General features: G+C 64.2%; 12 protein-coding genes and 1 pseudogene. 10 read left to right on the plus strand and 3 right to left on the minus strand.

What is annotated here, in order from left to right; translation table 11 throughout:
* Window positions 1-318: 318 nt before the first annotated feature.
* Genes QMX97_RS29040 through QMX97_RS29050 form a run of 3 tightly spaced genes read left to right on the plus strand, consistent with a single transcriptional unit; the run spans window position 319 to window position 2,724 of the window.
* Entirely contained in the window at window positions 319-1,023 is a 705-nt protein-coding gene (locus QMX97_RS29040) for an ABC transporter permease subunit (protein WP_065905185.1), read from the plus strand.
* Between the two features lie 7 nt (window positions 1,024-1,030).
* Window positions 1,031-1,729, plus strand: a complete 699-nt coding sequence (locus QMX97_RS29045; RefSeq protein ID WP_201144395.1) for an ABC transporter permease subunit — start codon at window positions 1,031-1,033, stop codon at window positions 1,727-1,729.
* Window positions 1,726-2,724, plus strand: coding sequence for a DMT family transporter (locus QMX97_RS29050; protein WP_282398043.1), 999 nt, complete (start codon window positions 1,726-1,728; stop codon window positions 2,722-2,724). The genes QMX97_RS29045 and QMX97_RS29050 overlap by 4 nt, the downstream gene beginning before the upstream one ends.
* Here QMX97_RS29050 and QMX97_RS29055 read toward each other — a convergent pair.
* Window positions 2,680-3,219 (minus strand): annotated as a pseudogene (locus QMX97_RS29055) (TetR family transcriptional regulator C-terminal domain-containing protein); the annotation flags it as partial. The gene QMX97_RS29050 and the pseudogene QMX97_RS29055 overlap by 45 nt on opposite strands.
* 90 nt (window positions 3,220-3,309) lie before the next feature.
* On the opposite strand from QMX97_RS29055, the gene QMX97_RS29060 reads away from it, so the two are divergent.
* A complete protein-coding gene (locus tag QMX97_RS29060; RefSeq protein WP_201144399.1) occupies window positions 3,310-4,308 on the plus strand; it encodes a succinylglutamate desuccinylase/aspartoacylase family protein in 999 nt (332 codons plus the stop codon).
* A gap of 4 nt (window positions 4,309-4,312) precedes the next feature.
* Here QMX97_RS29060 and QMX97_RS29065 read toward each other — a convergent pair whose 3' ends face one another.
* Together QMX97_RS29065 and QMX97_RS29070 are read right to left on the minus strand one after the other, a co-directional pair.
* The gene (locus QMX97_RS29065; RefSeq protein WP_282398044.1) at window positions 4,313-5,101 is read right to left on the minus strand and encodes an aldolase; all 789 of its coding nucleotides are present in this window, start codon (window positions 5,099-5,101) and stop codon (window positions 4,313-4,315) included.
* Between the two features lie 3 nt (window positions 5,102-5,104).
* Window positions 5,105-5,809: a haloacid dehalogenase type II gene (locus tag QMX97_RS29070; protein ID WP_120448571.1), complete on the minus strand. Its 705-nt coding sequence runs from the start codon at window positions 5,807-5,809 to the stop codon at window positions 5,105-5,107.
* Between the two features lie 115 nt (window positions 5,810-5,924).
* Between QMX97_RS29070 and QMX97_RS29075 the strand changes: the two genes are divergently transcribed.
* The 6 genes from QMX97_RS29075 (at window position 5,925) to xylB (ending at window position 13,007) form a co-directional block, all read left to right on the plus strand.
* On the plus strand, window positions 5,925-6,770 hold the full coding sequence (locus tag QMX97_RS29075; protein WP_282398045.1) for a LysR family transcriptional regulator: 846 nt from the start codon (window positions 5,925-5,927) through the stop codon (window positions 6,768-6,770).
* Window positions 6,771-7,050: 280 nt separating this feature from the next.
* The gene (locus tag QMX97_RS29080; protein WP_282398046.1) at window positions 7,051-8,583 is read left to right on the plus strand and encodes a sugar ABC transporter ATP-binding protein; all 1,533 of its coding nucleotides are present in this window, start codon (window positions 7,051-7,053) and stop codon (window positions 8,581-8,583) included.
* Window positions 8,576-9,553 (plus strand): ribose ABC transporter permease, encoded by a 978-nt coding sequence (locus tag QMX97_RS29085; RefSeq protein ID WP_065905202.1) that lies wholly within the window; start codon window positions 8,576-8,578, stop codon window positions 9,551-9,553. The genes QMX97_RS29080 and QMX97_RS29085 overlap by 8 nt, the downstream gene beginning before the upstream one ends.
* A 34-nt stretch (window positions 9,554-9,587) precedes the next feature.
* On the plus strand, window positions 9,588-10,520 hold the full coding sequence (locus tag QMX97_RS29090) for an ABC transporter substrate-binding protein (RefSeq protein ID WP_065905204.1): 933 nt from the start codon (window positions 9,588-9,590) through the stop codon (window positions 10,518-10,520).
* A 21-nt stretch (window positions 10,521-10,541) separates the two neighbouring features.
* Entirely contained in the window at window positions 10,542-11,534 is a 993-nt protein-coding gene (locus QMX97_RS29095; RefSeq protein ID WP_282398047.1) for a LacI family DNA-binding transcriptional regulator, read from the plus strand.
* A gap of 15 nt (window positions 11,535-11,549) precedes the next feature.
* Window positions 11,550-13,007, plus strand: a complete 1,458-nt coding sequence (gene xylB, locus QMX97_RS29100; protein ID WP_282398048.1) for a xylulokinase — start codon at window positions 11,550-11,552, stop codon at window positions 13,005-13,007.
* Window positions 13,008-13,062 lie beyond the last annotated feature (55 nt).

Below are 13,062 nucleotides of genomic sequence, written 5' to 3' on the forward strand. Positions count from 1 at the left end.
CCCGTTGGAGTGCGCAGCGCTCCCGCTTTTCTTGGGGCCGCTACGCAGCCCAACGGGGGACAAGCCCCCTCACCACAGGAAAACCAAGGCCACTGGATAAGTTCTCCCTCCACAGGAAAACCAAGGCCTCTGGATAAGCCCTCACTCCACAGGAAAAACCAATGCCACTGGCTAAGCTCTCACTCCACAAGAAAACCAAAGCCAATGGATAAGCCCTCTCACCACAAGAAAAACCTAGCCACAGGACAAGCCCCCATGCCACAAGCACACATCACCCCAGGGCAATCACACAACCCTCGTTAAACGTGGAGTAAGCCGATGTTCGATCTCCTGAGCTTCAGCGATCAAGGCTGGGGCAATGCACTGCTCAAGGGCTTGTGGATGACCCTGCAGATCTCCGCCGGCGCGTTTGCGGTAGGGCTGTTGATCGGCCTGGTGGTGGCCTGCGCCAAGCTCAGTGCACCCCGGCCGATTGCCTTGCTGATGCGCGGCTACACCACACTGTTTCGTGCCGTGCCGGAACTGCTGCTGATCCTGTTGCTGTATTACGCCGGGTCCATGGGCCTGAACGCGCTGATGCTGTGGCTGGGGTTTGCGCAGGTGAACATTAGCGGTCCGCTGGTGGCAATCCTGGTGCTGGGGCTGGTGCAGGGCGCCTACGCGTCGGAGATCTTTCGCGCGGCGATCCTGGCGATTCCCCATGGCCAGATCGAAGCGGCGCGGGCCTTTGGCTTGAGCGGGTTTGGCCTGTTTCGCCGGGTGACCTTGCCGATCATGGCGCCGTACGCCTTGGCCGGCATGTCCAACCTGTGGATCAACCTGATCAAGGACAGCGCCTTGATCAGCGTGGTCGGCACCAACGAATTGCTCTACACCGCCAAGCAGGCGGCCGGTTCGACCCGGCAATACCTGTTGTTCTACCTCGCGGCCGCCGCCTTGTATTACCTGGTGACGCTGGCTTCCAACTACCTGTCCGGGCGCCTGGAGCGACGTATTCGTCGCTGGATGCCGGTTGTCGAGTGAGCCGCCCATGCCTGAATGGATAAGTTATTACGCCGCACTGATCGCCAAGGGCTTGCAGACCACCTTGTCGCTGCTGGTCATTTCAGCGCTGCTGGGCTTTGCCCTGGCGGTGGGGGTGGCGTTGGCCCGCCTGTCGCGGCGCAAATGGCTGGCACGTGCCGCATTGGCCTACACCAGTGTGCTGCGCGGCACGCCGCTGCTGATCCAGATCTACATTTTCTACTACGGGCTGGGCAGCTTGTTCGCGCAGTTCCCGATGATCCGGGGCAGCTTTCTCTGGCCGTTCTTGCGCGACGGCTATTGGTACATTGTGTTCGCCTTGGTGCTGTCGGTGGGGGCCTATGTGGGTGAGGTGATTCGCGGCGGCCTGCTGGCGGTGCCCAAGGGCGAGATGGAAGCCGCCTCGGCCTTCGGCATGACCCCGCGCCAGGCCCTGCTGCGGGTGCGCCTGCCACGCGCGATGCGCCTGTTGCTGCCGACCCTGGCCGGGGAAACGGTGATGCTGCTCAAGTCCACCGCGCTGGCCTCGACCATCGCCGTGGTCGACCTGCTCGGCGCGGCCAACGTAGTGCGTGCGCAAACCTTGCAGATCTATCAGCCGTTGCTGTTGGTGGCCGGGGTTTACCTGTGCCTGACCTTCCTCATCGAAGGCGTCTATGCCATCGCCGAACGCCGTGGCACGCCGCTGCGCAGGTCAGTCGGATGAGCCCGGATCGCTCGCTGCAGGGGATTGCCCTGTGCTCACTGGCCTATGCGTTCCTGGCGCTGCAGGACGCGGTGATCAAATGGCTGGTGGCCGATTATTCGGTGTTCACCATTCTGTTCTGGCGCAGCCTGGTGGTGGTCGCGGCGTGCGTGGTCGCCGGGCGCATGGGCTTGTTGCGCCGGGCGTGGACTTCGGTGAGCCGCCGGCTGCTGATCATCCGCGGGCTGTTGTCGTTGCTCGCCTGGCTGCTGTATTACACCGCCGCCAAGGACCTGACCCTGGCGGAAATGACCACGTTGTATTTCTCCGCGCCGATCATGGTCACGTTGCTCGCGGCGTTGATCCTCAAGGAGCGCGCCAGCCGTGGCCAGTGGATCTCGCTGCTGATCGGCTTTGTCGGCGTGGTGATTGCGTGTCGTCCGAGCAACATGCTCGACCCGTTGCCGATCGCGCTGACCCTGGCGGCCGCGCTGTGCTGGGCGTTTACCTATATCCAGCTGCGCCAGGTCGACCCGACCACCTCGGTGCTGGAGCAGATGCTGATCACCAATGTGGTGTTTGTGGTGTGCATGGCCGTGACCTTGCCCTGGACCCACACGCCCGCGCCGTTGCCGTCGTGGCTGGGCATGTTGGCGGCGGGGCTGGTCGGCGGTATCGGCCAGTTTCTGCTGTTTGCCAGCTTCCGCCGCGCGACCGCGACGCTGCTCGCACCGTTCGAATACACCGGGCTGATCTGGGCGTTCCTGTTGTCGAGCCTGATCTGGGGCACCTCGATGGATATCTCGCTGATCATCGGCGCAGTGTTGATCGCCGTCAGCGGCACCCTGGCCATGCTCAGTGCACGGCACCCGGTGTCACAGGACGTGGTCGGCGCCGAATGCTCCGTGACGCAACCCCTGTACCCAGCAGCGGCAGATGTGCAGCCCGTTGGCGGGGCTGAAGGTGCCGGGGTTGAGGCACCCCTCGAGCCAGAGTCCGTCGAGCATCGCCGATAGGCCGATGGCGGCGAGGTGGCTGTCGTGGATCACCAGCTGCTCGCTGCGGGCCAGGTCGTCGAGCAGTTGCTGGATCAGTCCGAGGTAGGCGCGGTAGCTGTTTTCGTGGGACTGGTTCACGTGGGGCGAGTGACGGATCAGGCTCCAGAACACCACCCACACGCCGAGCAGGTCGGGGTCCATGACCCGTGGCGAAAACGACGCGCTGAGGAACGCATCCAGGCGCGCGGCGGCGCCTTCGACCCGTTCGACCTGTGCCCACAGCGCGCTGGTCAACTCATTGGCCAGCTTGTGGTAGGTCTCGGCGATCAGCGCGTCAATGCTGCCGAAGTGGTGGTTGAGCAAGCCCACCGACACGCCGGCCTCGGCGGCAATCCGGCGCACCGAAATCCCGGCGTGGCCGTCGCGGGCAAGGCAGGTGAGGGTGGCGGCAATCAGCAGGTCGCGGCGTTCGTCAGGGTCGGCACGGCGCAATTTTGCAGGGGGTGTGGTCACGGCAATGCCCTTGAGGAAAGACCAGAAGGCTCAGGTTAGTTGAACATGTGTTCAATCTCTAGCGGTTAATTGATCAGAGGAGGGCAAGGCATGGCAAAAGACCTTTCGTGGCAGGTGCCCGGTGATGCCGGCAACCTGCTGCACATCGGCGCCTGGCGCTTTGAAGGCGACGGCAGTGGCCCCCGCGTGCATCTGCAGGCCGGCGTGCACGCCGATGAAATCGCCGGGATGCTGGTGCTGCACCAGTTGCTGCCGCGCTTGCAGGCGTGTCAGGACCAAGGCCTTCTCAGGGGCTGCGTGACCGTGGTGCCGCAGGCCAACCCGTTCGGCATCGGCCAGTTTCGCCAAGGCAAATTACTCGGGCGTTTTCATGAGGCCACCGGGCAGAACTTCAACCGCGCCTTCGACCATTCGCTGGCCATGCAGCGCCCGGCCAGCAACCTCGCGCAGTGGCAGAAAAGCCTGGTGCAACTGGCCGCCGACGCCGACCTGGTGCTGGACCTGCATACCGACGATGAAGCCTTGCCGTACCTCTATATCCACCGCAGCTTCTGGCCGGAACAGGGCCTGGCGCTGGCGGCGGCGTTGCAGGTGGACGTGGTGATCGTCTGGGATGACGGCGGCGACGGCTCTTTCGAAGAAACCATCATCAACCACGCCGCGCCGCAGTTGGCCGCCACCCTCGAGTTGCGCGGGCAGGCCGATGTCAGCGATGCCTTGGCGCGCCAGGACGCCGACGCCTTATGGAACTGGCTGTGCATCAGCGGCGTGATCGATGCGGTCGCGACCATTGGCGAATGGCAGGGCGAGGTGGTGGACATGGGCTGCATGGAGACGATCCTCGCGCCACGTACCGGTGTGCTGGTGTTCGAAAAATACCTCGGCGATTGGGTCGAAGAGGGCGAGCGCTTCGCACGGATCATCGGGCGTCCCGGCGACCCTGGCTCCGAAGTGTTGCTGCACGCGGCGCAGCGCGGACGCATGGTCACCGGCCACCGTGAGCGCCTGGTCGCCCAGGGCTCGGTGGTGGCCAAATTCACCGGCACGCGCTTGTCCGACAGCTACAGCGGCGGCGTGCTGGACCCGTAGGCGATCAGAGGTCGAAGCGCGAGCCGCGCCTTTTCAGGCGGCGCATGGCACTGTCCAGGTGCGCCCGCGCGCTCGCCGGGTCGCCCTCGCGCATCTGCGCATACGCCATCTGCGCCACCTGGGGGTCAATCGGCTTCAGCGGTTGACCACTGGCCATGGCCTTGAGCTGTACTTCGGCGGCACGCTCCAGGTAGTAGATGTCATCCCAGGCTTCGGCGATCGTCGGCGCGACCACCATCACCCCGTGGTTTTTCAGGAACAGGATATCGGCATCGCCCAGCGCCGCCGCGATGCGTTGACCCTCGCGGTGGTCCAGGGCCAGGCCGTTGTAGTGCGCGTCGACCACTGTGCGTCCATAGAACTTCAGCGCGGTCTGCCCCAGCCACAACAGCGGCGGGCCTTGCAACAAGCACAATGCAGTGGCATTGGGCATGTGCGTGTGGAACGCGGCCTTGATGCGCGGCTGCTGCTGGTGCAATTGCGCATGGATGTAGAAGGCCGTCGCTTCCGGCGTGCCCTCGCCATCGATCACATTGCCGGCGAAATCGCACACCAGCAGATGGGACGCGGTGATCTCTTCGAAGGCATAGCCGAACGGGTTGACGAAGAACAGCTCGTCATGCCCCGGAACCGTCGCTGAAAAGTGATTGCAGATACCTTCTTCCATACCGTGCAGCGCCGCCAGTTGCAGGCACGCGGCCAACTCCACCCGCGCGTCGATGGCAGCCACGCTGTCGAGGTTGAAGCGCCCGGCACGCGGGCCCAGGGAGGAGGGCGTAAAGGTATGTGCCATGGCTCACCACCCCAGGGACTTGAACAGCCCGGGCACGCCGTCAAGGGTCGGCAGGATGGCGTCCGGCGTGTAGTCGGCCAGCAACTGGCGGCCGGTGCCACGGTCGATCCAGACACAACGAAAGCCGATGTCCCGTGCGGCGGCGTGATCCAGGTGCGGGCTGGCGCAGATATGCACCACTTGGTCGAGGCCGACGCCGAGCTGCTCGTGCGCGTAGTCGAACAAGCGTCGATTGGGCTTGTAGGCGCCGGCCTGTTGGGCGGTGATGACGCGGTCGATGTGGCCACCCAGTTGCGCGACGTTGCCGGCAATCACATCGTCGTCCGTGTTGGAGACGATACACAGCTTGTAGCCCAGCGCCTTGAGCTGCTGGAGCGTTCCCGGCACTTCGGGGAACGGTGGCATGGCACTGATGCTGTCGGTGAGCAACGCGCTGTCGCTGGCATTGGCGGGCAGGCCCAGTTCCTTGAAGGCCAGCTGCAGGCTCAAGCCCGCCAGGGTGCGGAAGCTGCGATGCGGTGGGGTTTGCTCCAGGGTATGTTCGTGGCGGTCATACACGCTGAGCAGCGTGTCGGGGTCGACCGAATGTGCGCCTTTTTCCGCAAGGATGCGCTCGATGGCGGCGCGCAGGCCTTCGTCCCACTGGATCAGCGTGCCGTAGCAGTCAAAGGTCAGCCAGAGCGGGCGCGGGGAATGTTCAAGTGGCATGGGGCACCTGTCGAAAAGAGTGAGTGACCGGGTCAGCTTAGGAAACCTGGCGGTCAGTGGGAAATTAAATTAACCTCTCCATCTCAGTTGAATTGTCGATATGAGGGGCGCCAGCATGTTGGATCTCGAATTGCTGCATACCTTGGTCTGCGTGGTGGACGAGGGCAGCTTCACGCGCGCCGCCGAGCGTGTGCATCGCACCCAATCCACGGTCAGCCAACAGATTCGCAAGCTCGAAGACAGCGTCGGCCAGGTCTTGCTGGTGCGTGATCGCTCCGGCCAGCAGGTCAGTGCCACCGAGCACGGCGAATTGCTCACCCAGTACGCGCGACGCCTGTTGAACCTGTCCCGTGAAGCCCGCGATGCGTTGAACACCGAGGCCCGCCTGGTACCGGTGCGCTTGGGCGTGCCGGAGGATTTCGACGCCACGCGCATGGCCTCGATGCTCTCCGGTTTTGTGCGCGCGCGCCCTGAAGCGCGGCTGGAAACAGTCAGCGGCATGAGCACCGATCTGCGCCGTCAGTTGGAGAACGGAGAAATCGACATCGCCCTGGTCAAGCGCGAAGCCGGCAGCGGCGAGTGTCACGCCAGTTGGCCGGAGCCCTTGGTGTGGGTCTGCGGACACGGCCAGGACCTGCAGGTCGAAACGCTGCCCCTGGCATTGTTCCCCCAGGGCTGCATCTACCGCCAGCGGGCCATTCGTACGCTGGACAAGGCCCGGCGCAGTTGGCGCGTGGCGTTCGGTAGTCACAGCCTGACCGGGATTCAAGCCGCCGTAACCTCGGGGTTGGGCCTGAGCATCCTGCCCAGGAGCGCGGTGCTGCCGACTCACCGCATCTGCACCGAACTACCGCCAGTGCCGCCCTCGGAACTGGCGCTGGTCAGTGGTGTGGAACGCCTGAGCGCCACCCATCAAGGCTTGATCGACTGCCTGCGCGACCAACTGTCAGCAGTCGGCTAGCGTACGTTTTCCCTCAGCCAAACCCCTCCCTTAGCCGCTCCCGATCAACCAGCCTCCCATCGAGCCGATCAGGCCAGGCTTTCCCGGACTGGCACGACTACCACCTCGCGTGAAACTTTCTCCCTCAATTGCACGGAGCTGGAGCGTTTCTGGCAGATCGCCATGATTAAACGTTTCACCAGCCGATAAATGGCCGACGCAAGCGCTTGAGTAAGCAAATGTATCTGACATAGAGTCGGCAGCACTCGACTACAAAAATAATAAACGCAGGAGCTCATTCATGAGCCTTGAACCCTTGCTTGAGATGCAGGGCATCAGCAAGACCTTCAACGGTCTGCGCGTGCTCAAGAATGTCGGCCTGAAAGTCTACCCCGGCGAAATCCACGCCTTGATGGGGGAGAACGGCGCCGGCAAATCGACGTTGATGAAAATTCTTTCCGGCGCTTACCAGGCCGACTCCGGCGGCGAAATCCGCATCGCCGGCCAGCCTGTCGCCACCTTCACACCCGCCACCGCCAAAGCCCTCGGCATCGCCGTGATCTATCAGGAACTGAGCCTGTGCCCGAACCTGAGCGTGGCCGAGAACATCTACCTGGGCCGTGAATTGCGGCGTGGCTGGACCATCGACCGCAAGGGCATGCAGGCCGGTTGCAGCGAAGTGTTGCAACGCCTGGGCGCGGAGTTCACCCCGGCCACCCCGGTCAGCAGCCTGTCGATTGCCGAGCGCCAGTTGGTGGAAATCGCCCGCGCGCTGCACGCCCACGCCAGGATCCTGGTGATGGACGAACCGACCACGCCACTGTCATCCCGCGAGACCGACAGGTTGTTCGCGCTGATCAAGCAACTGCGCAGCCAGGGCCTGGCAATCATCTATATCAGCCACCGCATGGCCGAAATCTACGAGCTGTCGGACCGCGTCTCGGTACTGCGGGACGGCCAGTACATCGGCGAACTGACCCGCGACGCGCTGTCGGCCGAGGTCCTGGTGAAGATGATGGTCGGCCGCGACCTCTCCGGTTTCTACAAGAAGGAGCACGCGGCGTACAACCCTGGCAACGTGGTGATGCGCGTACGTGACATGGCCGATGGCAAGCGTGTGCGCCATTGCAGTTTCGACCTGCACGCCGGCGAAGTGTTGGGCATCGCCGGGCTGGTCGGGGCAGGGCGCACCGAGCTGGCGCGGCTGATCTTCGCCGCCGACCCGCGCACCTCCGGGACCCTCGAAGTGGTCGGCAAGACCGTCACCCAGTTGCGCAACCCGGCGGACGCGATTCGCGCCGGCGTGGTCTACCTCACCGAAGACCGCAAGGCCCAGGGCCTGTTCCTGGACATGAGCGTGGCCGACAACATCAACGTCTGCGCCTGCGTGCCGGACGCGCATGCCGGGGGCGTGCTGGACCGTGGCCACGCCGCGCAACGCGCGAAGGCTGCGATCCAGTCACTGTCGATTCGCGTGGCATCGGGCAAGGTCAATGTCGGCGCGCTGTCCGGCGGCAACCAGCAGAAGGTCTTGCTGGCGCGGCTGCTGGAGGTCAAGCCGCACGTGCTGATTCTCGATGAGCCCACCCGGGGCGTGGACATCGGCTCCAAGTCAGAGATCTACCGCATCATCAATCAACTCGCGCAAGCGGGCGTGGGCATCGTGGTGATTTCCAGCGAGCTGCCGGAAATCATCGGTACCTGCGACCGCGTGCTGATCATGCGTGAAGGCCAGTTGGTGGCCGAAGTCGGCGGGGCCTCCGGCCACGTCATTTCCCAGGAACGTATTATTGACCTCGCCACCGGTGGCGATCAGGTGGTTGCCCATGGCTGATTCGATGATTGCAACACCCGGCAAGGCCGAGCGCGCCCGCGAACTGATGCGCACGGTGGGCATGCTGCCGGTGCTGATCCTGCTGCTGGTGGGCTTTGCCCTGGCCAGCGAGAACTTCCTGACCGTGCAGAACCTTTCGATCATCACCCAGCAGGCGTCGGTCAACGTGGTGCTGGCGGCGGGCATGACGTTTGTGATTCTGACCGCAGGTATCGACCTGTCGGTAGGCGCGATCCTCGCAGCCTCGGCCGTGGTGGCGCTGCAAGCGTCGATGTCGCCGCAGTTCGGCATGTTCGGGATTGCCGCCGGCATCGGTTTTGGCCTGTTGCTGGGCCTGGTCAACGGTGGCTTGATCGCCTTCATGCGCCTGCCGCCGTTTATCGTCACCCTCGGCGCGCTCACCGCGATGCGTGGCCTGGCGCGGCTGTTGGCCGATGACAAAACCGTATTCAACCCCGATCTGCCGTTTGCGTTTATCGGCAATGACTCGATCCTCGGCGTGCCCTGGCTGGTGGTCATTGCGGTGGCGGTGGTGGCGCTGTCGTGGTTCATCTTGCGCCGCACGGTGATGGGCGTGCAGATCTATTCGGTCGGCGGCAACCCCGAAGCCGCACGGCTTTCCGGGATCAAGGTGTGGAAGGTGCTGCTGTTCGTCTACGCCATGTCCGGCGCGCTGGCCGGGCTGGGGGCGGTGATGAGTGCTTCGCGCCTGTTCGCCGCCAATGGCCTGCAACTCGGACAATCCTATGAGCTGGATGCGATTGCCGCGGTGATCCTCGGTGGCACCAGCTTTACCGGTGGCGTCGGCACTATCGGCGGCACCTTGATCGGCGCGCTGATCATTGCGGTCCTCACCAACGGCCTGGTGCTGCTGGGGGTGTCGGATATCTGGCAATACATCATCAAGGGCATCGTGATCATCGGCGCGGTCGCGCTGGATCGCTATCGCCAGTCCGGTGCACGGACCTGAGTTCACCCCCATAACAATCACAAGAGAGACCCGCATGAACCTTAAACGCATCTTTCCCGTCATGGCCTTGGCTGCGCTGATGTCCCAAGCCGTCGAAGCCCGCGAACTCAAGGCCCTGGGCATCAGCATGGGCTCGCTGGGCAACCCGTATTTCGTGACCCTGGCCGATGGCGCCAGCGCGCGGGCCAAGGAGCTGAACCCGAATGTGAAGGTCACTTCGGTGTCGGCCGACTATGACTTGAGCAAGCAGTTCTCGCAGATCGACAACTTCATCTCGTCCAAGGTCGACCTGATCCTGATCAATGCCGTCGACCCGTCGGCCATGGCTTCGGCGATCAAGAAAGCGCGAGATGCCGGCATCGTCGTGGTGGCGGTGGATGTGGACGCCAAGGGCGTCAACGCCACGGTGCAGACCGACAACGTCGAAGCGGGCAAGCTGGCCTGCCAATACCTGGTGGACAAGCTCGCGGGCAAGGGCAACGTGATTATCCAGAACGGCCCGCAAGTGACCGCCGTGACCGACCGCGTCAAAGGCTGCAAGGCCGCGCTGGCCAAGGCCCCGGACATCAAGGTGCTGTCCGACGACCAGGACGGCAAAGGTTCGCGCGAAGGCGGGCTGAACGCGATGCAGGGATACCTGACGCGCTTCCCGAAAATCGACGGCCTGTTCGCGATCAACGACCCGCAAGCCATCGGCAGCGACCTGGCGGCCAAGCAGCTCAAGCGCAGCGGTATCATCATTACCTCGGTGGACGGCGCGCCGGATATCGAGAACGCGCTGAAGACCGACTCGCAGATCCAGGCCTCCGCCAGCCAGGACCCATGGGCCATGGCGCAGACGGCGGTGAATGTCGGCAATGACCTGCTCAACGACAAAGCCCCGGCCGAAGCGGTTACCCTGCTCACGCCAAAACTGATCACCCGCGACAACGTCGGCACGTACAGCGGCTGGTCGAGCAAACATTGATTCATTGAGAGGAACAGCGTCGTGGTCACCATGGATGACGTGGCAAGCAGGGCCGGGGTGTCGTCGTCGACCGTGTCCCACGTATTGAACGGCACACGCAAAGTCAGCCCGGCAACGGTGCAGGCGGTGCAGCGTGCGATCCAGGAGCTGGGGTATGTCCCCAACACCCTGGCGCGCTCGCTGGCCCGTTCGAGTACCAGCACGATTGGCGTGGCGATTTCGGCGCTGTCCAACCATTACTTCAGCGAGACCGTGCACGCGATTGAAACCGAGTGCGCCCGGCACGGCTACATGATGCTGTTCGTCGACACCCATGATGACCCGGAGCAGGAGCTGCGGGTGGTCACGGCGCTGCATCACCGGCGTGTCGACGGGATTTTGCTGGCCCCGTCGACCGGCTCGTTGGCGCTCCACTACCTGCAGGCCAATGAGGTGCCGACCGTGCTGGTGGACCGCATGATGAGTCCGCAGTTTGACCAGGTCGGGGTCGAGAACACGTTGTCCACCCAGGCGCTGATCACGCATTTGATCGAACATGGGCACCGGCGCATCGGCTTTATCGCCGGGCGGGCGGGCCTGGGGACCACCGATGAACGCGTCGCCGGCTACCGCGCGGCGTTGCAGGCGGCGGGTGTGGATTTCGATCCGCAGCTGCTGGTCAACGGCGGCTCCAACAGTGAACCGGCCCGCGTGGCCACCGCGCAACTACTGGCCTTGCCGGTACCGCCTACCGCAATCATGGCCGGCAATAACCTGATGACCCTCGGCGCCATGCACGCGCTGCGTGACGCGCAGGTCGAGGTGCCGGGGCAGATGGCCCTGGTGGGCTTCGATGATTTTGACTGGGCGGATTTTTTTGTGCCGCGCCTGACCCTGATCGCCCAGCCGGTCCAGGAACTCGGGGCGCGCGCGGTGCACCGGCTGCTGCAACGCATGGCCTCGCCCCAGGCACCGCCGGAAACGGTGCGCCTGGCGCCGAGCCTGCAACTGCGTAATTCATGTGGCTGTCTCTGACTGGAATACCCGCGTATGAACACCCCTGTTTCCCTCGGCATCGACCTTGGCACCTCGGAACTCAAAGCCATCCTGATGGATGCAAGCGGCGCCGTGCTGGCCCATGCAGGGGTGCGTTTGAGCGTGTCGCGGCGCCACAGTGGCTGGTCCGAACAAGCCCCTGAAGACTGGTGGCAGGCGTGCCTGCAAGTGCTGGAGCAATTGCGCCGCCACCCAGCGTATGCCCGCGTGGCGTGTATCGGCCTGTCGGGGCAGATGCATGGCGCCGTGTTGCTGGGGGATGACGACCGCGTGTTGTATCCGGCGATCCTCTGGGATGACTCGCGCGCCGTGGCCGAGGCCGAACACCTCGGCATGGCGTTTGCCGACGCCACCGGCAGCTTGCCCATGGCCGGGCTCACCGCACCCAAATTGCTGTGGCTGGAACGGCACGAACCCGAGGTGTTCCAGGCGATTGATTGTGTGCTGTCGCCCAAGGATTACCTGCGTTTGCGCCTGACTGGCGAGCGCGTCAGCGAGATGTCGGACGCCGCCGGCACCCTGTGGCTGGAGGTGGCCAAGCGTGAGTGGTTCGAGCCGATGCTGCGCGCCACCGGCCTGACGCCCGCGCAGATGCCGCGGTTGATCGAAGGCGGCGCACCGAGTGGTCGTCTGGTCGCCGCCGGCTTGGGCCTGACGCCCGACGTGGTGATTGCCGGCGGTGGCGGTGACAATCCGGTGGCGGCCGTCGGTATCGGCGCGATCAATGCGGGGGATGGCTTCATCACCCTCGGCACCAGCGCGGCCATTGTCGCGATCACCGACCACGCCGCCGGCAACCCGGCAAGTGCAGTGCACAGCTTCTGTCACGCGCTGCCGAACCGCTGGTACACCATGGGCGCCATGCTCGCCGGTGCCAGTTGTTTGCGTTGGGTCACGCGGCTGGTAGGCCTGGCCGATGAACAGACACTGTTGGACCAGGTGCAGGCGCAGTTGCCGATCGGCCAACCGGTTGCACTGGATACGCCGTTGTTTCTGCCGTACCTCGCCGGCGAGCGTACCCCGCATAACGATCCGTTGTTGCGCGGTGGTTTCATGAACCTGGGCCATGACTGCACCCCGGCGATGCTTGGGTATGCGGTGATGGAAGGCGTCGGTTTCGGCCTGCTCGACGCGTTGCGCGCGGTACAGTCGACCGGCGCCGACGTGACGGCCTGCGCCCTGGTGGGCGGCGGCGCCCGCAGCGTGTATTGGGCGCAGTTGCTGGCAAATATCCTCCAGCGGGAAATCTACACCCTGCACGGCAGTGAGCTGAGCGCCTGCATTGGTGCAGCGAAGCTGGGGTTCATGGCTATCGGGCAGGGCGCCCAGCTGGCGGTGGGCCTGCCGGTCAAGGCCCGGTATCAACCTGATCCGGCGCAGCAACTGGTGCTGCAGGCTCGCTATGCCAAGTTTAAGGGCTTGCTTGCGGCGGCGAGGGGTTTGCATGACTGAGGGGGGGGCGGGATTGATGGGGTGAGCAGGCTTTATGTGGGAAGTAGGTTTCATG

Source organism: Pseudomonas sp. PS01298, from assembly GCF_029959745.1.
GTDB classification, from domain to species: domain Bacteria; phylum Pseudomonadota; class Gammaproteobacteria; order Pseudomonadales; family Pseudomonadaceae; genus Aquipseudomonas; species Aquipseudomonas aylmerensis.